This is a genomic window from Oceanobacillus sp. MO10714A (assembly GCF_037072045.1).
Classification (GTDB): domain Bacteria; phylum Bacillota; class Bacilli; order Bacillales; family Amphibacillaceae; genus Oceanobacillus; species Oceanobacillus indicireducens.
In genome coordinates, this window is the sequence record NZ_JAXHDC010000003.1 from 1 (window position 1) to 25,250 (window position 25,250).

A 25,250-nucleotide genomic window follows, 5' to 3' on the forward strand; every position below is an offset into this window, starting at 1 on the left:
CAAGCATATTATATCAATATCGCCCACGATAAACAATCGTAGGACAGAGGGTCAGGCAACTGCGCCAGTTGGTGAGCGGGACATCGGGGTCAGAGCAAGTGTCCCAGTTGGGACATTAGGGTCAGTGTACCTGTCCCATTTTTTCACAATTCGTTCCATTCCATTTCAAATAGAGGGCAATGATTTCAGGGAGGATTTCTATTTATTAGTTAAAATTCAGATTATTGGGGATTCAAACGGGAGGCAGTTCCAATTTTATATGATGGTAGTGCATTCGGGAAGATGGAGTTGTCAGAGCACTTTCTAGCGGCTGAATGTTATTGCAGGGCGGAGAGCGGGTGGATCAGTCCTTTTATAGCGAACGAACACGGCAAATGGAAGATAGAATGGCCTTCACTGTAAATGGTAGTTGTTCTAAGGCACAAGGTTTCCTTCACGACGAATTATCTCTTCTAGAAACATAGGAGCCCGCCCTTCCTCTATAAAATCTAACCTGGGACAATGCCTCTGACCCCTCTGTCCCACCAAACTGGAACAATGCCTCCGACCCCAATGTCCCACCAAGCTGGGACAAGTGCTCTGACCCCGATGTCCCGATTAAATAGTGATTGTTTTGGGGTGGGCGATTGTTTGGTATTTCTCCAGTTCGGTTGTGGATATGAGGATTTCTGGATAGTTTTGCATGAATTTCATTTCTTCAATCGTTTGGACGGTACCGACAATCGGCTGGATGCCCATTCGTTTAAGAACAGCGAGATCGAGCTGTTGAACCGTTTGAAAATCGAACTTAAGCATATAATAAGATGCCATGAGTTCTTTCAGTAAGAAGAAATCATGAATTCCTGGATTTTCCCTAAGAAAGCCGAGTTTGATCTGCTTCGATAATATGCGCAGTCTAGCGAGTGAATGATGATTTTCCGAAATAATGAAAACATCTTCCATTGCTTGGTGCTGGCGGATGATATCATACACATTCTCCTCCAGACCGTAATAGAAACCGCTCTGTTTAATTTCGATGGCAGTTTTTATTTTGCCTTTTGTTAAATGGATGACTTCTGCGAGGGTGGGAATTCGTTCGTCATGATTGATCGGGAAAGCAAGCAATTCCGCATAGGTGAATTGATTGATTTCACCACGACCGCTCGTTACACGGTCGATGGTCGTATCACGCATGACGACGGGGATACCATCTTTCGTCAGATGCACCTCAAATTTTGTATGGGTAAAGTTCAAATCGATTGCTGCCTGAAAAGAAGACAATGTATTCTCGGGAAATTTTATTGGATAACCGCGCTCCGCAACAGCCTGTATTTTCATTAAATTCTCCTCTCGATTGGGCTACATATCGATTCTATGCATCATTACTTTTGATTATACCCAGGGAATGTTAATTTTGGATGAATTGGAGAATAAATGTTTGTAAATGGAGAAGAAAAACGGTATAAAATAAAAGGAGATTCTAGTAGAGGAGGAAGTGACGGTGTGGGATAGTAAAGTTACTTCATGGAAAAGTTATATTTTCCTGATTGCGAGCATCGTAACAAGTTTGTCCATGATCTTGCTTGGTCCGGTTGCGCAATCTACGAGTGAAACGGTGACAGATATCATCGCAGTTTTTATTATTGTTGGACTAATCGTGTCTATTGTGATGAGCATTGTTACGTTTGTCTCGAAGCGGGAAAAGAAATTGATTCCTAGTATAGCGCTCATTATCACGTTACTTAATATTGGTGTAATTATATATCTTGCGTGGTCTTAGGTGAATTTTGCATAGTGATTAGAGGGTATGCGGTCTAGTATAGATGCATACCCTCTATTTTTCATCAAAAAATTTGGTTAATAAGAATTCGATCGATTCATATCATGTTTCCGATGTGGCGGTCTTTTATACTTCTATCCGGTTTTTATAAAAGCTGCTTGGGAACCGCAAAGAGAGAGCCCTACTTTCAATTAGCCAAATATCGTCCAGAGCTTGTTGAATATACTCGATACGATGTTTGTCACTTTTCCAAGAATATCACGTAAGGAAAATCCAGGTTTTTCTGGTTTTCCAGGTTTATTCGGCTTTCCTTTTTCAGGCTGTTTTTCTACGGTCACGTATTCAATTGTTTCATGTCCTCCTAAGTCAACTACTTTAATTTCAAATACATTTTCCCCTTCATCTAATGCTCGTTCGAATTCTAGTTTTTCATTAAATTTATTACTTCCGTATGGTTGAGAGAGTTCATTATTATATACATGGTCACCATTAATGAATACATCCATCTGGTCGAATTCATCTTTAATATGTGTTTTTAATATAACCGTGTCATCCTTTGTCTTTTTCTTTGCATTCACTTTTAAACTTGCAGGTGTTGAATCGACAAAGTATCTACGACTGAATTCGGCCTCGTTTCCAGCGTTATCCACTGCTTTAATCTTGTTCAAGTAATAACCATCTTTTTTATATTCCACTGTAAATGTAAAGTGATAACGATCTTTCTCCTCATCAAAAATGAGCTCGGCCTCTTTCCCATCAACCGTTACCTCACGTATTCCCGATTCATCTGTTACGAATCCTGTGACTTCTACTACTTTAGATGTTTCCACGCCAAAAACTTCCGGTGTAGTTACACGTAAATCTGGAGGTGTCGTGTCTTTTTCCACGTGCTGAGCTTCTTCCTCCGCTTTGTTCCCCGCATAGTCAACTGCTACTACTGTAACGACCTGATTGTCGAAATCAACTGCTTCACTAAACCGATGCTCGCTTTCGCCATTTACATATGGCTCTTCTAATACGGATTCACCGTCCACAAGCACATCCCAATAAGCAATACCACTTCCGTCCATATCATCCATTTCGACTGTAACTAAATTTTCATCTTGGTCCATTTTTGCATCGACTTCAGGTTCTGTTATATCGAGAATGACTGGTACTGTCAGTGTTTGTGCTTCGGCATCTGGATAATCAATTGCTGCTTCTACTTGTAAGTAGTACTGACCTTCTGAAGCTAGCTTACCATTCACTTTACCGTCCCATCCCCAAGTACTTGACAAACTATAGTGTGGGGAGCTTCCGTTATCATAATAATTTTTTCGCAGGTCCGATTCCTTTCTGATCGTGCGAATTACTTCCTGATCTTCATCAAGCACTTGAAAGCTAGCTTCTTTGGCATTACGTAAGAGAGAAAGCATCAGGAAAGAATCGTCCTGAATACCGTCGCCATTTGGTGAAAATGCTATTTTTTCCGGATCAATATCTCCTGTGGCTAAATCTTCTCCTAAAAATTCATAGTTTCCATCTCCGTCGCTAGTTACGACTCCTGTTACGCCATAATAGGAGGATTCATCCCATAACGGTTCATCAAATATTGGTGCATCTTGCCAGTCGCCTTTAAAACCAACATATGGAACAGTTAAATTTGGATTTGTATCGGACGGATCAGTTAGCGTAACAAATCCTTCCAGCCAATATCCGTTTGTATAAATCTCTTGCAAATCAGCATCCACCGAACTCATATCAATTGATACCGTGATGGATGTTCTACCTTGTGCCGGCACTTGAACCATTCCCACCTGTTCTCCATTGACTGTTGCCAATGCTCCAAGATCAAGTGCTCCAAATAAATTCGGTGCCGTAACAAACATATCACCGGCGTCAACTGGAGTATCCGTTTGGACGTTTACACTCGCTTCATATGTTACAGCCTCGTCTGTATAATTTTCTGCTATCAGTTCAAATGTTACCTTATCTTCTGTAAAATCTTTTAATGCTACTTTTGCTTCGTTTGTTTTTGCTTCCGTCACTACTACTGGAGTAGAAAGAGCTGCATGTAATTGCATCATTCCCGCACCTTGTCGACGCGGTGAAACGGGGGCATCATCAAACTCAATTTGCGTTGCTGTGTTCATTAAAATATTTTTAGCAAAATTAACACGATCCGCATTGTCATAACCAAATTCATTATCCACTCGATCTAATACAAGAGCTCCACCACCAGCTACATGTGGAGCAGCCATAGAAGTTCCGCTCATTAAACCATATTGATTGTCGTTCAATGTAGATAATATTTGCCCGCCCGGAGCTGTGATTTCTGGTTTGAAATCAAGATTCGGTGTTAGCCCCCACGAACTAAAATCACTCATTTTGCCTGCATCTGGATTATCAATTGTTGTTTTTTCACCGTTAAAGGCAATAGTGACTGCTTGTCCAGCCTGTGCTGCTTCGGCAAGGAGATCTCCGTGACTCTTTAGCATAAAGAGTTGTGGTATTGTAATTTCTGGATCTGTTTGCATATTTACAATACCATCTGTATTGTTATAAATGATTACACCGGCTGCACCGCTATTTTGAGCATTTAATGCTTTTTCCGTAAATGGATTACCTCCACGTTGGATGAGTGCATACTTTCCGTCCACATCTTTACCTTCAAAGTCTTCTGGATAACCGAGTCCTGCTGCAACGATTTCAAATTCTTTTTGATCGATAGTGTTAGGATGGGTGCTTCCCGCTGATAAAAATGCTGCTTCTCCTATTTCTCCATCAATGGAATACTCTAAGCCATCAACATCCATAAACGTATTCTCAAAAGATGCGACTTGGAGGGAATCAGTCGAAACACCAGGTGATCCAGCCACCCCATAATCTGGGTTAGATGCATATGGGTAGAAATAGCCGTCACCGAAAAGTGCTGAGTTTCCTGCAGATATCGACATCAGTACACCGTTATTTACGGCACGAGTTACAGCTTGTTGTTCTGGTGAGTCTTCACTGACAAAGCCTGCAGCGCTCCCTAAGCTCATGTTTAGTACGTCTACACCTAGTTTGATTGCGTCATCAATTGCTTTAATATAAATATCGCCAAATGTTGATTGCATATCTGGATCATTTCCAAAAACTTTTAATGCTAAAAGCTGTGCTTCAGGTGCAATCCCTAAAATACCACCGTCTGTTTCTTCCCCATTAGCCCCAACTGTTCCTGCAACATGCATACCATGATAGTTAGCAGTTGCATGTTTTTCCCTAATTTCATCATTTTCATCCATATAGTTATAGCCATAAGGTATTTTGTCTGTATAATATTGACCTGGCAAATTCTCCGATTCTATCTTTTTGTTAACGAAATTTTCCGTCAGTTTACCAGTTTCATTATCTGTAAGTATCATGTCGTCGTGGGTTGGATCAATCCCGGTATCGATAATTCCAACAACCATCCCTTCCCCTTTGACACCGTAGTCTCGCCAAGCTTGCTGCGCTTCGACCAGTTCTTTACTGTAAACCATATCAGGCTTCACTTCTGGACGCTCGTATTCATTTACCATGTGTACTGTTTTAACGTTTGGAAGTTCAGCTATTTTTTCAATATCTGCATACTTTACCTCCAGACTAAATCCATTTACAACTGTTGTAAATTCCTGGAGTTCTGTGACTTCAATCTTTTCCGCTTTAATACTATCTTTTACTTCTTTTTGTTGCGTAATTACTGCTTTTTCTAATTTATCTTTTTCTGGTTCTGTTAAATTTTCATATTTCATCCCGCGCGTTGTCGCTATTTCAATCGGTGCTTTATCATCAAGCTCTATAATGACACGCACATCTTTATTGGGATCCACCGTATCTTTAATTGATTCAGATTGCTCCGCTGTAATTTCAGTTTTCTGGTTTAATTGTCCTGGCAACTCCTTCACCATTGCATTTACATATGAAACGTTGCTAAAAACTAATAAAGTTACAGCAATTAAAACAGATAATCTTTTCCCCATTTTTCTCCCCCTATGAATTAAAATTTAAGCGTCTAAATTGTAACAACACTCTCCATTTATTCCTATTCTTCATCCCCCTTCGCACACATCAAAAAATTCTGATAAAACAATTTTATAAAATTACAAAATTCTACACTAGTGTACAAAGTAATAGTAGGAAAGTTTCTTAAATTCTGCTTTACAGGTAAATAGTAGGCCATCGGGGAATCAGAATAAATGTCAAAGTTCGGTGGAGGGGGACAGGGGTCAGAGCAATTGTCCCATAAAAAAAGGGGACAGTCAGATGCTGTCCCTGCTATCCCGCTTTCTATGGATTTTCCATTTAAGTTTACGCAGATAATCAATAACTGGTCGTTTTCCTCCGAGTACAATACCGGCAAGTTCAGAAATTATATGGAGGAAAAATAGAACGAAAATACTTACGACAAGAGAGAACTTTGTACTAACAGTTGAAAAGAGAATTGCTAGTCCACCGAAAACAGCTCCAAATACATACATGATGAGTACTGTTTGTCGATGACTGTAGCCTGCCCTAATCATCTGATAGTGGATATGTTTATTATCGGCTGTCATAATACTTTTCTTGTTATATGCCCTTCGAACAATGGCAACTAATGTATCAAAAATTGGAATTGCCAGTACGATAATTGGTACAACAAAACTAAAGAAAGCAATGTTTTTAAATAAGCCGAGCATTGATATTGCTGCAACCATGTATCCGAGGAAGTTCGAGCCCGTATCTCCCATATAAATTTTAGCCGGATAAAAATTATGATAAAGAAACCCGAGATTCGATCCAATAATGACAATGCTTAAAGATGCAGCAATAAGTTGGCCATCAATAATTGCCATAATGAAAATACTAACCAAAGCAATTGTTGTAACACCCGTAGCTAGTCCATCTAATCCATCAATTAGATTTATTGCGTTGGTTACTCCAACAACCCAAAGGACGGTAATAAGCACACTAAAAAATCCGAGGTCAATCATGCCAATAAAGGGTATGGTAATCCGTTCAATAATCAGCCCCGATGATACTAAAAAAGATGCAGCAACGAGCTGGCCTGTTAGTTTTGCAATCGGTTTAATATCAAAACGGTCATCCAGGGCACCTGTAATGACAATTACCAAAGCACCGAAAAATATTTCTGGCATATGTTCATGTCGTGGAAATAAATATAAGCCTCCTAGTAAAGCCCCTAAGAAGATCGCAAGTCCACCTAGCCGAGGCGTAACTTTCTTGTGTATTTTGCGGTCATTCGGAAAGTCAACCGCACCAACCCAAATGGAAAATCGCTTTATTGGATAGGTTAAAACAAAAGATGAAACTAAAGCTATCGTAAAAGCAATAGCTAGATCGACAAAGTTAAACATAATATTCTCCTAATTAACATATTCAACAAACAATTTACACGTATCGATTAAATTATAACGAAAGAAAGGTTGATTGGGCAAATTTAACCGTGAGGATACCGGGACATGGGGACGGAGGCGTTGTCCCGATTTGGAGTGGGACATGGGGTCAGAGGCTCTTGTGCCGGTATATCACCCAGTTCAATTGAATTTTGAATAATTTGGGGACTATTATTGGGGCAATCGCTTTGTTAGAATAAGGATGGGAGACAACGATTCATAAAAATAGGGGGATTTCTATGGGACTGTATATTTTTGTAATAGCAGCCGCTATTGCAGTATTTGGTATTTTAATGATGTATAAGAAAAATGTAGAACGACTCAAGGAAAATCCGAGTCAAGTTGCTGAAGTACATAAAAATTTCTTCATTAGTACGGCACTCATTGAAGCATTACCGATTGTTTTACTTATCCTAGGATTCGTCAATGTCGAACCGGTGCCGGTGGATCAGATTTATCTACCTGTTATTATTGTTATTATGCTAATTGCGTTCTCGGTCTTCTTTGTCTTCTTGCAGCGAGCTGTAGGTACTGATGAGGACAGCAAGCAGGTTGTAACTAGCTTTTCGATGATTGCGATCATGATGTCGAATGCCATTCCTATTATTGCGCTTGTGTTTTTATTTTTGTCGGTGCAAGGATAATGTGTGGAATAGATGGCTACATAAGGAGACACTCGTTCCGATGAGTGTCTTTTTTGTTCTGTGCGGGACAGATGCCCTGACCCCAGTGTCCCACTGAAGTTTGGGACAACAGCACTGACCCCAAAAAGGCATCTCCCCTAGGACAGTGCCTCTGACCCCAATGTCCCGCTCAAACTGGGACAGTTGCTCTGACCCTGTGTCCCGGTGTATGATTTGGGTAGGTGTTTTTTTGATGGGGGTTGGTTTTGTGGTTGGTTCGGGTGATCGGGATAGTGTTGTGAAGGTTTGTATGATTGCTGGGAAGATTATGTTGATGAGCGGGGCGGAGACGCATCGCGTGGAGGATACGATGAATCGGATGGCGCATGCCTTTGGCGTCGAGAGTGCGCAGAGTCATGCTACACCTACTGGGATTAATTTCTCAGCTGGGATGACCGAAGTGAATAACTTTGTGCGGATTTTAAAGCGCCCGACTGATTTGCATAAAATAGCCGAAGTGAATAGTATTTCCCGGAAAATCATCGCCGGGGAATTAAGCCCGGAAAAGGCATACCGCAAACTGCTAAAAATTGAAGCGGCCCCTCCTGTTTATACGGTTTGGCTGCAGATTATAATTGCTGCGCTCGTGAGCGGCTGTTTTGTCATAATGTTTCAGGGGACCTGGACTGATTTCCTTCCAGCCTGTATTGCCGGTGGGCTTGGCTTTGCGGTAATGGCTGGGATGGACCGTCTTCTTGAAATCCGTTATTTGGCGGAGTTCTTCGGTGCTTTCGTCATTGGAATCAGTTCTTATCTGTTGATTCATTATGGATTTGCTTTGGAACTCGATAAAGTGATTATTGGAGCAGTGATGCCGCTCGTTCCTGGGCTCCATATTACGAATGCCATTCGCGATATGGTAGCGGGACATCTGCTTTCTGGAATATCTAAAGGTGTCGAAGCGACATTGACCGCGTTCTCGATCGGTGCTGGTGTGTCGCTGCTATTCGCTTTTGTCTAGGAGGGGGTTCTTTTGACGATACTTGCACAACTTATTACAAGCTTCATTGCATCAAGCGGATTCGGAATTTTATTCAGCGCCCCGAAAAGAGCCCTCATTCAATGCGGATTCGTTGGGATGTCCGGCTGGATGCTTTATTATTTTCTGACACCAGCGGTTATGAATAATGTTCCAGCGACGATTTTTGCAGCGATGCTTGTATCGGTGCTCAGTTATTTCTGTGCCCGCCTGTTTAAAGTGCCGATTATCATTTTCAATATTTCCGGAATCATCCCGCTCGTGCCAGGTGGGCTTGCATATAATGCGATGCGTCATTTTGTCGAAAATGATTATACGACAGCAATTGAGCTATCGGTTGAGGTTGCATTGCTTGCTGGTGGAATTGCGATTGGATTAATGTTTTCAGAGGTCATCCGGCAAGTTGTCGTGAAACTGTCGGTTCATAAATAAGATAAATAACTTCAGCTTGAAACAGTACACACTTCTGAATATTTTTTCTTTTAAACAATTCACTGACTTTCAGTTCGTATCTATTGCTAAATTTCTAAACTCCATTACAATAAAATAAAACTTCATTCTGCGGGGTTTACTTTTTAACCTAACGGAATGTTTAATAAAATAATCGAGCCGTTACTGGAAGGGCGGATCTCCCACTTTAAAGTTTGAAGTAGGAGTCTTACAGCCAGTTACACTGCGATAATTTTTATTCCAATAAAGTGAGGGAAGTTTGATGAGTGAACAAATAAAGCCAAAAGTTTTAATTACAATATTTGGAGCAACAGGTGACTTAGCTAAACGTAAGCTATACCCTTCCATATACCGCCTTTTGCGGAATAATACGATTAGTAAAGATTTTGCCGTAATTGGACTTGCACGTAGAGGATGGTCCAATGAGGTGTTCCGCGATAATGTAAAGGAATCGGTTGAACAAGCATTTGGTGAGTGCGAGGAGTTGGATGATTTCGCGTCACATTTCCACTATCAATCCTTTGATGTGACGGATAAGACAGCTTACGACCGCATGAAAGAATTAGTGGAACAGCTTGAATCACAATACGACACAGAAGGAAATCGGTTATTCTATTTGGCTATGGCGCCGGAATTTTTCGGACAGATTGCAAATAGCCTGCAGGAATACGGCTTGAAAGAAACGCCGGGCTGGACACGCTTGATTATTGAAAAGCCGTTCGGTCATGATTTGGATTCGGCAAAAGAGTTGAATAACCAAATTCGGGCAGCGTTTGATGAGGAGCAAATCTATCGGATTGACCATTATCTTGGAAAACAGATGGTACAAAACATTGAAGTTATCCGGTTTGCGAATGGAATTTTTGAACACTTGTGGAACAACCGATTTATTTCCAATATCCAAATTACGTCGAGTGAAACGCTCGGGGTGGAGGACAGGTCGCGCTATTACGATGATTCAGGGGCGATCCGGGATATGGTGCAGAACCATATGCTGCAAATGGTTGCGCTGCTTGCGATGGAACCGCCGATCAGTCTGACAACGGATGAAGTTCGTTCGGAGAAAATTAAAGTAATGCGTGCGCTTCGGGAACTTGACTTAGATCAGGTTCATGAGTATTATGTCCGCGGGCAGTATGGACACGGTGTTGTAAATGATAAAGAGGTCGCTGGTTATCGAAAAGAATCGGAGGATCTCATCTTTTCCAATACAGAGACGTTCGTGGCTGGGAAAATTTTAATCGATAATTACCGCTGGGCTGGGGTTCCGTTCTATATTCGAACTGGAAAACGAATGCCAGAAAAGCGGACGAAGATTGTCATTGAATTTAAAGATATCCCGATGAACCTGTATTTTAAGAGTGAGCGGGAACATCATCCGAACTTGCTTGTCATTAATATTCAGCCGGATGAAGGAATCGCCCTTTATCTGAATGCGAAAAAATCTGGTTCTGAGGCACTTGCGGAGCCGATTGAGCTTAGTTATAAACAAGGCGCGATGCCAGCAATAAACACGCCAGAAGCGTATGAAAAACTTCTATATGATTGCATGATTGGTGACGCGACAAACTTTACACATTGGGATGAAGTTGCGTTGTCCTGGCAATACATCGACCCGATCTTAAAAGTTTGGGAAGATGAACAGCCGAACTTCCCGAACTATGAATCCGGCTCGATGGGACCGAAAAAATCAGACGAACTCCTCAACCAAGACGGCAACCACTGGTGGGAAGTTTAGCTGGGACACGGGGTCAGAGACCTTGTCCCAGATTTAGCGGGACACGGGGTTGGAGCGGGACGCGGGGTCAGAGCTCCTGTCCCAGATTTAGCGAGACGCGGGGTCAGAGCTTTTGTCCCGCAACTATAAAAATGGGTCATTCAAGATGATTTCTTGAATGACCCATTTTTTTATTATATATGCGATGACGATGGGACTCTTATTAAGTGGGACAATTACACTGACCCCAATGTCCCGCCATCTGCGTTCTATCTGGGACAGTTGCTCTGACCCCATGTCCCGCCGCGCTCATTATCTCTGGCGGGTGTCGTCTCTGTCGAGTTCTTTTTCTCTTTCTGTGTCGTCTCTTTCGATTATGTCTTCGTTGTCGTTGTTGTCGCCATTGTCGCCATTATTACCATTGGTTCCGTCGTCGATGTTACCTTGGTTGTCATCATTTTGGTCACGTGGTGTTTCGTCAATTGGTTCGTTATCATTATTGTCATTGTTGTCGTTATTTGTCGCACACCCTGTGATCAATGTAAGTGCTAATGCAAGTGAACCAATACGGAGAAGCCATTTATTCATCATCTGTGTATGCCTCCTTTTCCTTAAAGTAGTTGCTCGAATTTAGCATAACCACTTTACCCGAAAGTCATACATTATACACATAAAAGACGATATCGCTCCTCCTAACACACTCCCTACTGAATCGCAAATGTAATCTCCGCTTCACAAGCTAGCTCACCATCAACGGTTGCCCGGCCTTTCCCTTTCCCGATCGGCCCTTTCATCCGTGTAATTTCCACTTCAAGTCGCAGTTGGTCTCCTGGTTTTACTTGACGTTTAAAACGACATTTATCCAGTCCTGCGAGGAAGCCGATTTTCCCTTTATTCTCTTCCTTATTCAGCACTGCAATTGCACCAACTTGGGCCATTGCCTCAACAATCAGCACGCCTGGCATGACCGGATATTCGGGAAAATGTCCTTGGAAAAACGGTTCATTGATTGTTACATTTTTAATGCCTACCACGCGTTTCGCTTCGTCCATCTCTACAATTTTATCGACTAATAAAAATGGATAACGGTGCGGGATAATTGCTTTAATTTCTTCCGTATTCATGTTTTAATCTCCTCTTTTCACCATGATAAAGCAGGGATATTTAAAATGATGCTTCCATATCCTTTTGCTTGCTAGTTTTGATTATATCAAGTTTGCATGTTTGACTCCAATCGAAAACGGAAAAAGAAAGGCAAGTGCATTTCTCAAAAATCAACCTTAGAAGTAGTTAGGAGGAAAACAAAATGCTCTGGTCAATTATTGTTCTATTGCTCGTATTATGGCTATTAGGCTTTTCATTTGATGTTGGCGGCGGTCTTGTCCACATACTTTTAGTTATCGCCTTAATCGTGCTTATTTTCCGTTTAATAACTGGAGGACGGGTCGATTAACTTTTAATTAAAAATTGCAGCCTAACGAAAGCTAATACACTCACAAAAAGGACATAGGATTTCCACCTATGTCCTTTATCATTTACCACAATATAACTTGTACGTGTGGCTCTTATACGAGAAGAAGTGCCACTTTATTCTTTTGTAACGATGTCGATGATATGTTGCCAGGTTTCCACCTTAAGTGCGTCTGTCGGGGTTCCGTCGCCAATGATTCCGTAACCGATCATAAGCCCTGCTACAAGGGCAAATACGGCGAGAATCGCAACAATAATAATGCGCAGCCAAATCGGGAAAATCCGTACTCTCGATTGCTTGTCCCGCTGTTCACTTCGCCTTTGCTGCTCTTTTGTTTCAGGACTTTTTGCCTTCGATTGTTTTTTCTCGGCGGCAAGTTCCGCTTTTTTTGCACGTTTATTTAGCTTTTTATCCTCTGCTTCGCTGGATTTTTCTTGTTTCTTTCCTATTCCAGCTAGTCTTAATTGCTTTGTTGACATCGTTTGTTCTCCTTAATCTTAACTTCTCAGTTGATTGATGAGTCCCATCATCTGATCGGTCGTTGAAATCGTCCGGGAATTAAACTGGTAGGCACGCTGAGCCACCATTAATTCTGACATCTGAGTTGCCAAATCAACATTCGCCTGCTCCAACATCCCACTTTCAACTAATAAATTGGTAACTCCAATTTGCTCCACAACTTCATCCATCACATAGCCCAACTCACCAGCATCAGGCAGACGGAAAAGATTGCCACCAGCTGCTTCCAGTAAATGTGGCCGCGTAATTTCGACAATGCCAATTGCACCAACTACCTGCAGCTCACCATTCCGTTCAACGACGATTTGCCCATTATCGCGAACCTCGATTCCCTCGAAGCCACTTGCAATTATAATTCGCTCACCATTTTGCCCAAGGACGGGTTCGCCATCGCCATTTGTCAGCATCACTGCATCCGCCCCTGCACTCGTCGGCTGTAAATAAAAACTTCCATCGCGTGTGTAATTCGTCTCGAGTGCTCCCGGTTCCCCCGTTTGAATCTGGAAAAAATGCCTTTCATTGCGAAGGGCAAGATCGAGTGCCCGGTTTGTCGTCTGTAGAGATCCGATAGAAAAATCATTATTAATTGCTCCAAGCTTTGCTCCAGACCCAACACGAATTCCTTCTGGCGTTAGTCGATTCACCGCATTTTCCGGGGTGTTTAGATTATTGATTTGCTGGGTTAAAAGGGAGGAAAATTCCGAGTTTCGTGTTTTATAGCCAGGTGTTTGGCTGTTCGCCATATTATGTCCAATCAAGTCCAATTTCTGTTGCAGCTGATTCATCGTCACAGCTGCCTGAATCATCGTCCGTGACATCTATAAACCTCCAATCTAAATCTTGTTTAACCGAGGCGGCCGATATCTGACACTGCTTTTCCTAAACTTTCATCATAAGCCCGTAACACGCGCTGATTCAGTTCAAACATCCGGTAAGCATTCAACTGGTCTGTCATCGTCGCCTGCGCGTCCACATTCGACTGCTCTAGAAAGCCTTGCAAAACAGTAAATTCAGCATCAGCCGGTACCGCAATTGATTCGCCGTCGTACAGGTTATCGCCTTCTTTTGTTAGTTCATTCACATCGTTTACGTAGGCTAGTCCTAGCGGAATCGTTTCCGTATCGGTCTGAAGCATTCCCGTATCCGTCACGGTAAAATCTCTGCCACCTGTCTCAATCGGTGTACCAGCGTTATTTAACACGTAATAGCCCTGATTCGTCACAAGAAAGCCGTTCCCGTCAATGGTGAAATTTCCGTTGCGAGTGAGGCGTTCTTCCCCTGCTTCATTTTGTACACGGAAAAAGATGCCACCTGTCTCGTCCGGTACTGCATCTTGCGTTATAGCAAGATCTGTTCCGATATTCGTCTCGCGGATGCCGCCCTGCGCAAAATTAGGCACGAATTCCTGGACATAGACTCCGGTATTAAGCGAACCGATTGTCTCACTTATTGGGAGATGCACGTTCCGATTCACCGGTAACTGTTTCTTCCCTTGGGCTTGAATCAGCATTTCAGGAAATGACCGGATTGTTGCTTGATCCGCCTTGTATCCTGGTGTATTTATATTTGCCAGATTATTCCCTAATGCTTCCTGATGACGCTGCTGGGTCATCATGCCACTTGCAGCAGTGTAGAATCCTCGTAACACGCGATTTCCTCCTTTTTAGCGTTCAGGATATTTTGAAAAATTATTGAATTACTAATAAAAATCTGTGGATTATGAACTGAAAGTTGCTAGCAATAACCTTTTCCGTACTGCACCTAGCACAAACAAGATGAATTCTCTTCTTAAGTAAGCTTCTTGCGACTTTGCAACGAATGTTTCTCTACCGTGAAAAAACTACCTCGGAAGAACCGCTTCCCGTCCTGGGAGACACAGTTTCTACGTTGCGTTGCCGCGACTACTGCTATGTGCTGGTACAAACGCTCTTCGGTGGGACAAGTAAAAGCAGTCCCAAGCCCGCGAAACGATTCGCCCAACTTACTGTAAGGGTCGCTTAGCACCTTTCAATCTTATCCAATCTTTTTACCTTCGATCTTATCAATGTTTTCAAGCATGATTCCGGTTCCTTTAGCAACACAGCTCATTGACTCTTCCGCCACAAATACAGGCACCTTCAGCTCTTCAGCAAGCAATTGGTCCATACCGTGGATGAGCGCCCCTCCGCCAGTGAGAATGACACCACGGTCGATGATGTCAGCAGATAGTTCCGGTGGAGTCTGCTCAAGAACCATTTTCGCAGCTTGTACAATTACATAAACATATTCACGAAGCGCTTCTTCAATCTCCTTGGAGTTTACCGTTATTGTTTGCGGAAGGCCACTCACCATGTCTCGACCACGAATCTCAAGGGATTCATCGCGTGAACCTTCAAAAACGGTTGCGACATTGATTTTAATTTCTTCGGCAGTCCGTTCACCGATTAGGAGCTTATATTTTTTCTTAATATACTGTAGAATTTCTGCATCAAAATTATCCCCTGCCATTTTAATGGACTCAGAGGTTACAATGCCACCCATAGAAAGAACGGCTACATCTGTCGTTCCTCCACCGATATCGACAACCATGTTTCCACTCGGCTGGTAAATTTCCATCCCAGCACCGATTGCTGCGACCTTGGGCTCTTCTTCCAGATACACTTTCTTTCCGCCTGACTTTTCCGCCGCTTCTTTAATCGCTTTCTGCTCGACTTTGGTAATGTTCGTCGGGCAGCAAATGAGCATGCGCGGTTTTGTAAACAGGCCTTTAACATTGATTTTATTAATAAAATGCTTTAACATCGCTTCAGTCACATCAAAATCAGCAATTACCCCATCTTTCAACGGGCGGATTGCTTCTATATTTCCAGGTGTCCGACCAACCATGCGACGGGCTTCTTCTCCGACTTCCAGTACTCTTCCAGTATTTCGGTCCATCGCTACTACAGCTGGTTCATTCAACACAATTCCTTTTCCTTTTACATGAATCAAAACGTTGGCGGTTCCAAGGTCTATTCCAATATCTCTAGAAAACATTCTATCTAGGTCCTCCCAAATTAACTTGTCTTACATCGTGATTTAGACACAATGCTACTATTAACATATTTTATCACAGTTTGTCACATTTAACTTCTTTTATTGATAATTATTTTATGAAATTTTTGTTGTGCTTGACGGCAGATAGGGATGCGGGTTCATTCTGGGAAGTTCTGTAAAAAAATGGGCTACTAATCCCGGGAGGCGACTAGTAGCTTGGGGGTATTAATTCCGGGAGGGGTTTACCTTCAGGCGGCCTTCATTTTTATATTTCTGTCTCGTTGCTTCCCCGCCACGCAGGTGTCTGATTGCTTTATGATATTCCAGCACTTCTTTCACCTGTCCGGCAAGTTCGGGATTGATCTCAGGTAAACGTTCAGTTAAATCTTTATGGACAGTACTTTTGGAGACCCCGAATTCTTTGGCAATTTTCCGGACTGTCTTTCTCGTTTCAATCACATGCTGTCCAATACGGATTGCTCTTTCTTTGATGTAATCATGCACACCGTTCGCCTCCTAAGTTGATCGTTCTGAGGTGTCATCTCTTATCTCTTCAACCGGGGCTCATTATTTAATGCTGTCAACTGAACCGAAAAGTGAGTCTATGTAATTTGCATCATTGCGGGAACGGAAAAAGTCACTACTATGCTCCTTCACCTCAGCACTAAAATCTTGGTTGGTTTGTAACATTTTATTACAAGCACCAACCGAATATGAATAAATCTTTTTGGGACAAGGGGTCAGAGCATTTGTCCCAGTTTTTGAGACGGCTTGTGGGACAGTGGGGTCAGAGGCGATGTCCCACCACGCAAAAACACCTTGGTCTGAAATGCCAAGGTGTTTGCTTGTGTGTTTATTCTTCTGTGTCGTCTTCCGTTTCTTCTGGTTGTTCATCTTCAACTTCCAAGTCAGCGTCGGATTCATCTAGTTCAGCATCAGCGTCTTCATCCTGTTCATCCGCTTCCTCTGGCTGCTCGACTGCATCCGTTTCTTCTGTTGGTTCTGTTTCTTCCGCTTCTTCTGTTACACCTTCTGATTCGTCCGCATCCTCCGCTACATCCTCAGTTGATTCAGCTGAGTCCATGAGTTCATCAATGCTTGCAAGCGGTTGGTTCAGCAATGCTTCCGGGTTCACAGGTGTATCACCTTTTCGGACTTCGAAGTGAACATGGTTGCCATGCTCTGTTCCGAATTTATTTTTCCCGGCTGTACCAATTGCTTCTTCTTGTTTTACATTTGCATCTGCTTCAACCTTCACATCGCCAAGACTCGCATAATAGGTTTTCACATCGTCACCATGATCGATTACGACAACATTCCCTAAAAGCGGGTCCTCTTTCACTTCAGCGACTGTACCACTTAACGCAGCGACTACTTCAAAGCCTTCCCCATCTTCTGTTGTAATATCAATACCTGTGCTTTGATAATAACGATTGTTGTAATGGATTAGGGCATTTACCTTCTCTGATTCGTCTGCGTTATAGTCAAAAAATTTCGTTACAATCTGCGCTTCTTCACTGTTTTCGATCGGTAATTGTACGACTTCTTGTTGTTCCATGACAGGCTCTGCTTCCTCTTCATTTAGAACCGGGGAATACTCTTCGGACTGTTCCCGCTCCTCGACAATTTCCTGATCGTCTCCATTATTTTGGTACCAGACAACTGCTGAGATTAATAGAGCTGCTAGAACCAAATAAAGACTAGGGAAGAACCACTTTTTACGGAAAATGCGTGTCCAACTTTTTTTTGGACCGAATTTGTTTTCCTCATTCATCTTCATCACCTCAACAACCATTCTGTTCAGAAAATAGAAAATCTATACATCTGCAAGGAAATATTTTTCATAAACATGTATTATTTTGGTTGTTAAGGGGAAATTAAGCTGTTACTTGCCAATATTATCAGTAATCAAGGAAAAACCCCCGTCTATTTCGAGACGAGGGTCGGAGCTGCTTCATCAAGCGTACTTATATCTATTCCCTGATAGTAATGCTTCACGATATCTTCATAGTTCTTTCCTTCCTTCGCCATACTATCCGCACCGTACTGACTCATGCCGATGCCGTGACCATTTCCTTTCGTCGTGAAAATATAATGATCATTTGCTTGTTTAACAGAGAAATCCGTGGAACGGAGCTCAAGCTTATCGCGGATTTCCCTTCCTGTGAATGTGTTTTCATCCATTGTAAATTGACTGACGCGGCCACTGTCTGAGCGGGCAATCGTAATATGATCAGCCGCATCACTGGATAACGTAATACCAAGACGCTCTTCCAGTTCGGCTTTCGTAAATGTTTCCTGATTAACGAGCTTCGGGTTTTCTAAATCCCATGGACTTGGCACGCTCCGTAGATAGGGCAGTTCTTTTTCCCAATAGTCCTCCGAGTTTTCCGTATAGCCATTACTCATCGAAAAGTAGGCAGGCATGATCGGAGCATCTTCATACGTTAAAATTTCTCCACGCGTCGCTTCCACCGCAGCTTTGATTTTTTTAATATTGTCTTCATAGGCACTGCCCCATAGCTGCTTTAATTCGTCATTGTTCTTATATACCTGATCTTGCACGGTATCTGTAATATCGTAGGAATCCTCATCATTTGTGAGGAGATGGTTAACTGTATACGTCCGAGCTGCAATGGCTTGAGCCTTCAGTGCCTCCATTTCGAAGGTTACAGGCATTTCCGCAGCAACGACACCGACAATATAATTCTCCAGAGAAACATCTTCAACGACATCTGCTTTCGTTCGCATGACCGCGACGGATATGGCTTCCTGTTGTTGTTCATTCGTAATTGTAAAATCATCCGCCGGCTCTGTTGCTTCATTATTTTTGTTCTGTGGTAGCACGATCAGGCTCGGAATGGCAATAATAAGGATAAACAGGGAAGCAACCAGCAGGATGAGCGGCAGCCGGTAAGAGAGCTGGTGATGTTGGAAATAAGCAGAACCCTTACGTTTAATGAAAGGGGGTGGCTTTCGTTTCATTGTTTTAAACTTCGGCTTGCTGGATACTGATTTCAATTGTGTCTTTTTCTTGAGTAGTTTCTGGATATGGGCGTTTTTCTTCGGACTTTTCACAAATTCCCTCCTCGTCGCTGATTTGCCGTGAAGAGGAGTTTCACTTCCCCTTATGCACAGCCTAGTATTGCAATCTACTATTATATTTATACGAAAAAGTTAGAAATAGACCTGTGAATTGCAGTTTATAGGAAAAAATATAACGGTTTAAAGGCTATAAATACAAATAACCCCTACCAGAATTGTTTTTTCTGAAATAGGGGTGTTTAATTTTGTATCCGGGCGTCCGAACTGCCCGACGGTTTATTTTTTATAATAACTTTGCAATTGCTTCTTCGCTTAATTCGTTTGTTTCTGTAATAGTTTCAATCACATTGTCGAACTCATCAACACGGACAATGTCAGCACCTAATGCAGCGAGCTTTCCAACAATATTCACATAGCCGCGGTCAAGATGCTTTAATTGAGTGACGCGGGTATGTCCTTCTGCTACAAGACCAGCCAAAATAAGCGCAGCAGCAGCGCGTAGATCGGTTGCTGCAACTTCAGCACCTTGCAGGTCATTTAGCCCTTCTACGATCACACTGCGACCTTCAATTTTGATTTTAGCGTTCATTCTTCTGAACTCTTCTACATGCATGAAGCGATTTTCAAAAACCGTCTCGGTGAGGACACTTGTGCCATTTGCTTTCAGCATCAAAGCCATCATCTGGGATTGCATATCGGTAGGGAATCCGGGATATGGAAGTGTTTTGACATCGGTTGATGTAAAGGTTTCCGGTCCGATCACACGGAGTCCTGTGCCTTCTTCTTCAATCGATACACCCATTTCTTCCATCTTGGAAATAACGGAACGGAGATGTTCGCTTTCCACATTTTCCACTAAAACATTTCCCCCTGTAATTGCAGCTGCAGCCATGAAGGTTCCTGCTTCAATCCGGTCAGGAATAATCGTATGCGTTGTGCCGTAAAGCTTTTCCACTCCGTAAATACGGATGGTTTCTGTACCTGCTCCAACGATATCAGCACCCATTTTATTCAAATAATTGGCTAAATCAACTATTTCAGGTTCTTTCGCAGCATTTTCAATAATCGTCGTTCCTTCTGCAAGGGATGCTGCCATCATGATGTTCTCGGTTGCGCCAACACTTGGCATGTCGAGATAAATTTTTGCACCTTGAAGACGACCATCCACTCGTGCTTCAACGAACCCATTGCCGACATGAATGTCTGCTCCCATAGCTTCGAAGCCTTTCAGATGAAGGTCGATGGGACGGGATCCGATGGCACATCCACCCGGCATTGCGACGTTGGCATGGCCGTAGCGGGCAAGTAATGGTCCCAGAACAAGCACAGATGCGCGCATTTTTCGTACATATTCAAATGGGGCTTCTGTAAGTAATTCCTTGGAAGCATCAATTTCCACGGTATTCGTATTTGCATTAAATTCTACATCGGCATTTAGATTTCTCAGTACTTCATTAATTGTATAGACATCAGCTAAAACAGGTACGTCTGTTATGACACTCTTGCCTTCGCTGGCAATTAAGCTCGCAGCCAAAACTGGCAATACGGCATTTTTGGCACCCTCTACTTTTACTGTGCCGCGTAGTTGCTGTCCACCTCTTACGATGATTTTTTCCATATTTATAAATCTCCTTCAAATCCTTATTTCTAGATATTAGTATTCAGTAATTAGGATAGGTGTTCCTATCGTGTAGACAAGCTCTCCTGGTTCCTTCTCGGCTGTGGCAATTTGCACATTATAAGGTATACCTTCCAGAATGAATTTGTCATTCCATAGTGGTGTATACCCGTAAATCAACTTTTTAAGCTTGGACATTTCGTATGAATCATACTGTTCTTCTATATGTACCAGCTGTAGCGATTCTGTCAAATTCTCCATAATCGCCCTATTCCCTATTGTATCATCTTCTATCACTTCAATACAAGTAAATGATTTGACATTTGTGTGGAAAAGTTTATTCAGAAGATTTTTACGCGTCTCGTCATATTCCTGCTGGACTGATTCGTTCCATGAGTCTCCTTTTAGGACGGCAATTAGCTCTACTTGCCCTGGATTTTCCTTCGCTATAATCATTCGTTTTTGGGTTGTAATTAATGCCGGTTTATCGGCACTAACAAAGTTAAATATTATACTATTTTCATCTTCTGTTCTAGATACGAAATAACTATTTTTTTTATCATTCACAATTTGTTCAAAGTCAGTTGTGTGGATTGTTTCTTTCAGGGTTACTTCCCAGCCTGTTAGTGGTAATTGGTTCGTAGTTGTAATTTCTGTCAGCGTGTGTAGTGGGTCTATTTCTGTATGTGCAGGAGTTGATCCTGTCAGCATTATAAAGGTTGCGATTAGAAAAGATATAATGAACTGTTGCATAGTCGTTACCCCTCTCCATTTGGTTATTTCCAGTATGGACAGGAGGCAGAAATTTATTCATAGATTGGTAGAATGAGAGATTGACTAAGATTCTGAAGTAAAGAGTGGAGAAATAAATCCGAACAAGTTATAAATGGAGCATTAAAGCTTGAAAATACTTCACTTTAGCCGTGGGCGACTGGCGAGCCGCAACGAACAGAGCATTCTGTCGCTTCTCACCTAGGCTTCCCATCTAAATCCCGATGAATAAGAAGCTCTCGTGGCGGTGCTGGTCACAGGACGTGACTGTACTTGCCAGACCAATGAAGTCTAGCGTATATTCCCGGAGCTAAAAAGATAATTTGTTCGGATTTAATCCATATTAGTATATATGCTCCTCCCCTTCATTGAATAACCTTTCTATTCGTTAACGTTAAAACAGATAGATCAGATCCTGTGACCATTGTAAGATGTCGAGGACGAATCTGCTGACTCCTGTTCCAATCATGATGGCAAGGAAGAGTAGGAAAATCCTGCCATCTTGTGGATGGCCTTTTCGAATAATCGGATCAAAATTCAACTTGAGCATGACTCTCCATGTGAGCCAAATGAAAAATATATGCGAAATCATTCCAATTAGCGCAAACTGTCCAATTGAAAACATAAAACGACCTCCCATAAGGAATATTATTGTCGATATTTCCCGGGAAATGATTTCCGGAAACCGGGACAGGGGGTCAGAGCGATTGTCCCACTTTTAGTGGGACAATCGCTCTGACCCCCTGTCCCAATGAAAAAAATCTCTTATAACCTATGGTGTCATAAGAGATTTTGTTTTTTATTTTCCGCCTGCGCTGAGGCGATTCATTGCGCGTTTGAGTGCTAATTCAGCTCTCCGGAAGTCGGTATCGTCTTGTTTCGCTTGTAAGCGACGTTCTGCCCGTTCTTTCGCCTCTTTTGCGCGGGCGACGTCAATGTCGCTTGCTTTTTCGGCAGTTTGCGCTAAGATAGTTACTTTATCCGGTCGCACTTCCATGAAACCGCCACTTATTGCGACTTTATAGGTTTCGTCATTTTTCTTTAAACGAGCGACACCTATCGCTAATGGAGCTACTAAAGGGATATGACCTGGTAGAATACCTAATTCTCCATCTTCTGTCATACAGACGATCATTTCATAATCCTCTTCCAGAACTGTACCACTAGGAGTTACAACACTCACATTTAGTGTTTTCAGGATAAACCCCTCCTAATATTGGTAAGAAGCAAGTAGAAATTCCTCATCTCTACTCACTTCTTCCATTTTTTATTGTGATTGTTTTGCTTTTTCCACAACTTCTTCAATGCTTCCTACCAGACGGAATGCATCCTCTGGAAGATCGTCATATTTACCTTCTAGAATTTCTTTAAATCCTTTTACCGTTTCGCTTACAGGCACATATGAACCTGGCTGACCAGTGAACTGTTCAGCAACGTGGAAATTTTGTGATAAGAAGAACTGAATACGACGTGCACGAGAAACCGTCAGTTTGTCCTCTTCACTCAACTCATCCATACCAAGAATTGCGATAATATCTTGTAGTTCACGATATTTCTGAAGTGTTTGTTGTACTTCCGTTGCTACGCGGTAATGCTCTTCCCCTACTACTTCCGGGTCAAGGGCACGAGATGTGGATGCTAGTGGATCCACCGCCGGGTAGATACCTTGCTCTGAAAGTTTACGGTCAAGGTTTGTTGTCGCGTCAAGGTGTGCGAATGTCGTTGCCGGAGCCGGGTCCGTGTAGTCATCCGCAGGTACGTAGATCGCTTGAATTGATGTTACGGAACCTTTTTGCGTTGATGTAATTCGTTCTTGTAACTGTCCCATTTCAGTCGCAAGCGTCGGCTGGTAACCTACCGCTGAAGGCATACGGCCTAATAGCGCGGAAACCTCGGAACCTGCTTGTGTGAAACGGAAAATGTTGTCGATGAACAGTAAAACGTCCTGGCCTTGTTCATCACGGAAATGTTCAGCCATTGTTAGACCCGTCAAGGCAACACGCATACGTGCTCCAGGTGGTTCGTTCATCTGACCGAATACCATTGCCGTTTTAGCAATAACTCCAGAGTCTTTCATTTCAAAGTAAAGGTCATTACCTTCACGTGTACGCTCTCCAACTCCGGCGAATACGGAAATACCACCGTGTTCTTGAGCGATGTTGTTGATTAGTTCCTGGATCAGTACGGTTTTACCTACACCCGCACCACCGAACAATCCAATTTTACCACCTTTAATATAAGGTGCGAGCAAGTCAACAACTTTAATTCCTGTTTCCAAGATTTCTGTTTCTGTTGACAGTTCTTCAAATTCAGGAGCATTTCGGTGAATTGGATCTAAACGAACGTCTGGAGCGAGTGGCTCGTCCAGGTCAATGTTTTCACCTAATACGTTAAATACTCTTCCTAATGTCACATCTCCTACTGGTACGGAGATTGGTCTGCCTAGGTCTGTAGCAGGCGCGCCGCGTTGAACGCCATCCGTGGATGACATTGCAATCGTACGGACACTGTTGTCACCAAGGTGAAGTGCAACTTCCAATGTAAGCTTGCTTTCCACTCCATTTACGTTGATATCTACTACAAGAGCGTTGTAAATATCAGGAAGTTGGCCGTCTTCGAACTTAACGTCGACAACAGGACCCATTATTTGTGTAACATGTCCCTTACTCATGGATTTCCCTCCTAACAATAATCTCCTACATAAAAAACTTTAAAATAATAATGCAGTGGATAACTTGATTTTCCAGCGACAGCCACGTCCGGCTCCAGCGCCCAGCAACTAGCAAACTTCACACTTCTCCAATCGATAAGTCAACATCGGCTCTCTACGTTCGCCGTGTTTCCTTTATCTCATTCTGAAGTGCTCCAGTTTGTACGTTGCTAAACGGGCGCTTGCGCCTTTGTTCCAATCTGCTATTCAAGTGCAGCCGCTCCACCAACAATTTCGGTGATTTCTTGCGTGATTGCTGCTTGACGTGCACGGTTATATGCAAGTGAAAGGTCATCGATCAATTCATTCGCATTATCAGTAGCGCTCTTCATTGCAGTCATACTTGCCGCATGTTCACTCGCTTTTGCGTCTAATAATGCACCGAAAATTAGACTCTCAGCATATTGTGGGAGCAATACATCTAAAATCTTCTGTTCATTTGGTTCATATTCGTATTCACTGTTCGCATTTCCTAGATCCGCGATATCTTCTATCGGTAGTAACTGCTTCTGTGTAACGACCTGTGAAATTGCACTGACATAATGGTTATGGAAAATGATTAATTCATCAATTTCTCCATCTGTGTACATTTGCACCGTCTCGGAAGCCAGTTCTCTAATTTCGGCATATTCCGGTTGATCTGCTACACCAAGGATACTTTTGGCAATTGGTAAATTACGTCTTCTACAATACTCAAAGCCTTTTGATCCCATGACGATGAGGGTATATTCAGATGGGTCGTTATGACGCTCTTCAATTGTCTTCATGAGGTCTCGCAAAACATGACTGTTATACGCTCCGACAAGTCCTTTATCTGATGTAATGATCAGGTAACCAGTCTTGTTTACCTTGCGTTTTGTCAGCATTGGGTGTGAGACATCAGTATGGCTGTTAGCAATACTGCCGACAACTTGCTGAATCTTGTCGCTATAAGGGACAAAACCTTTTGCGTTACGTTCTGCTCTTCCCATTTTAGAGGCAGATACCATTTCCATCGCACCAGTAATTTGCTTCGTCTTTTTTGTAGAGTCAATTCGTGCTTTCAAATCTCTAAGTGATGCCAAGCTATTTCACCACCCTTTCGCAGTGATATGGGAGAGGACCGGTATAAAAGAAC

25 protein-coding genes are annotated in these 25,250 nt (G+C 42.5%); 6 read left to right on the forward strand and 19 right to left on the reverse strand.

What is annotated here, in order from left to right; genetic code table 11:
* Nucleotides 1–597 precede the first annotated feature (597 nt).
* The gene (locus SPD53_RS03805; RefSeq protein WP_336251688.1) at nucleotides 598–1,317 is read right to left on the reverse strand and encodes a glycerophosphodiester phosphodiesterase; all 720 of its coding nucleotides are present in this window, start codon (nucleotides 1,315–1,317) and stop codon (nucleotides 598–600) included.
* 163 nt (nucleotides 1,318–1,480) lie between these two features.
* On the opposite strand from SPD53_RS03805, the gene SPD53_RS03810 reads away from it, so the two are divergent.
* Complete coding sequence (locus tag SPD53_RS03810; protein ID WP_156854315.1) at nucleotides 1,481–1,759, forward strand: hypothetical protein; 279 nt, start codon at nucleotides 1,481–1,483, stop codon at nucleotides 1,757–1,759.
* A gap of 191 nt (nucleotides 1,760–1,950) precedes the next feature.
* Here the strand turns inward: SPD53_RS03810 and SPD53_RS03815 are convergent, their stop codons facing one another.
* Together SPD53_RS03815 and SPD53_RS03820 are read right to left on the reverse strand one after the other, a co-directional pair.
* Entirely contained in the window at nucleotides 1,951–5,742 is a 3,792-nt protein-coding gene (locus SPD53_RS03815; RefSeq protein ID WP_336251689.1) for a S8 family serine peptidase, read from the reverse strand.
* Nucleotides 5,743–6,021: 279 nt separating this feature from the next.
* Nucleotides 6,022–7,116 carry a glycosyltransferase family 4 protein gene (locus SPD53_RS03820; protein WP_336251690.1) on the reverse strand — a complete coding sequence of 365 codons (1,095 nt, stop codon included), beginning with the start codon at nucleotides 7,114–7,116 and terminating at the stop codon, nucleotides 6,022–6,024.
* Nucleotides 7,117–7,394: 278 nt separating this feature from the next.
* Here SPD53_RS03820 and SPD53_RS03825 point away from each other — a divergent pair, with 278 nt between their 5' ends.
* The 4 genes from SPD53_RS03825 to zwf all read left to right on the forward strand — a co-directional run bounded on the left by SPD53_RS03825 (nucleotide 7,395) and on the right by zwf (nucleotide 11,005).
* Complete coding sequence (locus SPD53_RS03825; protein WP_156854305.1) at nucleotides 7,395–7,799, forward strand: hypothetical protein; 405 nt, start codon at nucleotides 7,395–7,397, stop codon at nucleotides 7,797–7,799.
* Between the two features lie 247 nt (nucleotides 7,800–8,046).
* Nucleotides 8,047–8,799: a threonine/serine exporter family protein gene (locus SPD53_RS03830; protein ID WP_336251691.1), complete on the forward strand. Its 753-nt coding sequence runs from the start codon at nucleotides 8,047–8,049 to the stop codon at nucleotides 8,797–8,799.
* 12 nt (nucleotides 8,800–8,811) lie between these two features.
* Nucleotides 8,812–9,249: a threonine/serine exporter family protein gene (locus SPD53_RS03835; protein ID WP_156854303.1), complete on the forward strand. Its 438-nt coding sequence runs from the start codon at nucleotides 8,812–8,814 to the stop codon at nucleotides 9,247–9,249.
* A 280-nt stretch (nucleotides 9,250–9,529) separates the two neighbouring features.
* Entirely contained in the window at nucleotides 9,530–11,005 is a 1,476-nt protein-coding gene (gene zwf, locus SPD53_RS03840) for a glucose-6-phosphate dehydrogenase (RefSeq protein WP_156854301.1), read from the forward strand.
* Between the two features lie 291 nt (nucleotides 11,006–11,296).
* On the opposite strand, the gene SPD53_RS03845 is transcribed toward zwf, so the two are convergent.
* A complete protein-coding gene (locus tag SPD53_RS03845; RefSeq protein WP_336251692.1) occupies nucleotides 11,297–11,575 on the reverse strand; it encodes a hypothetical protein in 279 nt (92 codons plus the stop codon).
* A 113-nt stretch (nucleotides 11,576–11,688) separates the two neighbouring features.
* Complete coding sequence (fabZ, locus tag SPD53_RS03850; protein ID WP_156854297.1) at nucleotides 11,689–12,108, reverse strand: 3-hydroxyacyl-ACP dehydratase FabZ; 420 nt, start codon at nucleotides 12,106–12,108, stop codon at nucleotides 11,689–11,691.
* Nucleotides 12,109–12,290: 182 nt separating this feature from the next.
* On the opposite strand from fabZ, the gene SPD53_RS03855 reads away from it, so the two are divergent.
* Nucleotides 12,291–12,437: a lmo0937 family membrane protein gene (locus SPD53_RS03855; RefSeq protein ID WP_188855774.1), complete on the forward strand. Its 147-nt coding sequence runs from the start codon at nucleotides 12,291–12,293 to the stop codon at nucleotides 12,435–12,437.
* Nucleotides 12,438–12,571: 134 nt separating this feature from the next.
* Here the strand turns inward: SPD53_RS03855 and SPD53_RS03860 are convergent, their stop codons facing one another.
* The 14 genes from SPD53_RS03860 to atpG all read right to left on the reverse strand — a co-directional run bounded on the left by SPD53_RS03860 (nucleotide 12,572) and on the right by atpG (nucleotide 25,197).
* Nucleotides 12,572–12,934, reverse strand: a complete 363-nt coding sequence (locus SPD53_RS03860; RefSeq protein WP_156854293.1) for a DNA-directed RNA polymerase subunit beta — start codon at nucleotides 12,932–12,934, stop codon at nucleotides 12,572–12,574.
* An 18-nt stretch (nucleotides 12,935–12,952) separates the two neighbouring features.
* On the reverse strand, nucleotides 12,953–13,792 hold the full coding sequence (locus SPD53_RS03865) for a flagellar hook-basal body protein (protein ID WP_156854291.1): 840 nt from the start codon (nucleotides 13,790–13,792) through the stop codon (nucleotides 12,953–12,955).
* Between the two features lie 26 nt (nucleotides 13,793–13,818).
* Nucleotides 13,819–14,622, reverse strand: a complete 804-nt coding sequence (locus tag SPD53_RS03870; RefSeq protein WP_156854289.1) for a flagellar hook-basal body protein — start codon at nucleotides 14,620–14,622, stop codon at nucleotides 13,819–13,821.
* Nucleotides 14,623–14,987: 365 nt separating this feature from the next.
* Nucleotides 14,988–15,989: a rod shape-determining protein gene (locus tag SPD53_RS03875; protein WP_336251693.1), complete on the reverse strand. Its 1,002-nt coding sequence runs from the start codon at nucleotides 15,987–15,989 to the stop codon at nucleotides 14,988–14,990.
* 225 nt (nucleotides 15,990–16,214) lie between these two features.
* Nucleotides 16,215–16,493 carry a sporulation transcriptional regulator SpoIIID gene (gene spoIIID, locus SPD53_RS03880; protein WP_156854285.1) on the reverse strand — a complete coding sequence of 93 codons (279 nt, stop codon included), beginning with the start codon at nucleotides 16,491–16,493 and terminating at the stop codon, nucleotides 16,215–16,217.
* 63 nt (nucleotides 16,494–16,556) lie between these two features.
* Complete coding sequence (locus SPD53_RS03885; protein WP_336251694.1) at nucleotides 16,557–16,883, reverse strand: hypothetical protein; 327 nt, start codon at nucleotides 16,881–16,883, stop codon at nucleotides 16,557–16,559.
* On the reverse strand, nucleotides 16,843–17,763 hold the full coding sequence (locus tag SPD53_RS03890; protein ID WP_336251695.1) for a M23 family metallopeptidase: 921 nt from the start codon (nucleotides 17,761–17,763) through the stop codon (nucleotides 16,843–16,845). The genes SPD53_RS03885 and SPD53_RS03890 overlap by 41 nt, the downstream gene beginning before the upstream one ends.
* 152 nt (nucleotides 17,764–17,915) lie before the next feature.
* A complete protein-coding gene (gene spoIID, locus SPD53_RS03895; protein WP_336251696.1) occupies nucleotides 17,916–19,067 on the reverse strand; it encodes a stage II sporulation protein D in 1,152 nt (383 codons plus the stop codon).
* A gap of 250 nt (nucleotides 19,068–19,317) precedes the next feature.
* Complete coding sequence (gene murA, locus SPD53_RS03900; RefSeq protein WP_336251697.1) at nucleotides 19,318–20,652, reverse strand: UDP-N-acetylglucosamine 1-carboxyvinyltransferase; 1,335 nt, start codon at nucleotides 20,650–20,652, stop codon at nucleotides 19,318–19,320.
* A 36-nt stretch (nucleotides 20,653–20,688) separates the two neighbouring features.
* Nucleotides 20,689–21,405, reverse strand: a complete 717-nt coding sequence (locus tag SPD53_RS03905) for a YwmB family TATA-box binding protein (RefSeq protein ID WP_336251698.1) — start codon at nucleotides 21,403–21,405, stop codon at nucleotides 20,689–20,691.
* Nucleotides 21,406–21,817: 412 nt separating this feature from the next.
* Nucleotides 21,818–22,048 (reverse strand): DUF1146 family protein, encoded by a 231-nt coding sequence (locus tag SPD53_RS03910; RefSeq protein WP_156854278.1) that lies wholly within the window; start codon nucleotides 22,046–22,048, stop codon nucleotides 21,818–21,820.
* Nucleotides 22,049–22,222: 174 nt separating this feature from the next.
* Entirely contained in the window at nucleotides 22,223–22,621 is a 399-nt protein-coding gene (locus SPD53_RS03915) for a F0F1 ATP synthase subunit epsilon (RefSeq protein WP_156854276.1), read from the reverse strand.
* A gap of 69 nt (nucleotides 22,622–22,690) precedes the next feature.
* Nucleotides 22,691–24,094: a F0F1 ATP synthase subunit beta gene (gene atpD / locus SPD53_RS03920; RefSeq protein ID WP_336251699.1), complete on the reverse strand. Its 1,404-nt coding sequence runs from the start codon at nucleotides 24,092–24,094 to the stop codon at nucleotides 22,691–22,693.
* Between the two features lie 242 nt (nucleotides 24,095–24,336).
* The gene (gene atpG / locus SPD53_RS03925; RefSeq protein ID WP_156854273.1) at nucleotides 24,337–25,197 is read right to left on the reverse strand and encodes an ATP synthase F1 subunit gamma; all 861 of its coding nucleotides are present in this window, start codon (nucleotides 25,195–25,197) and stop codon (nucleotides 24,337–24,339) included.
* Nucleotides 25,198–25,250 lie beyond the last annotated feature (53 nt).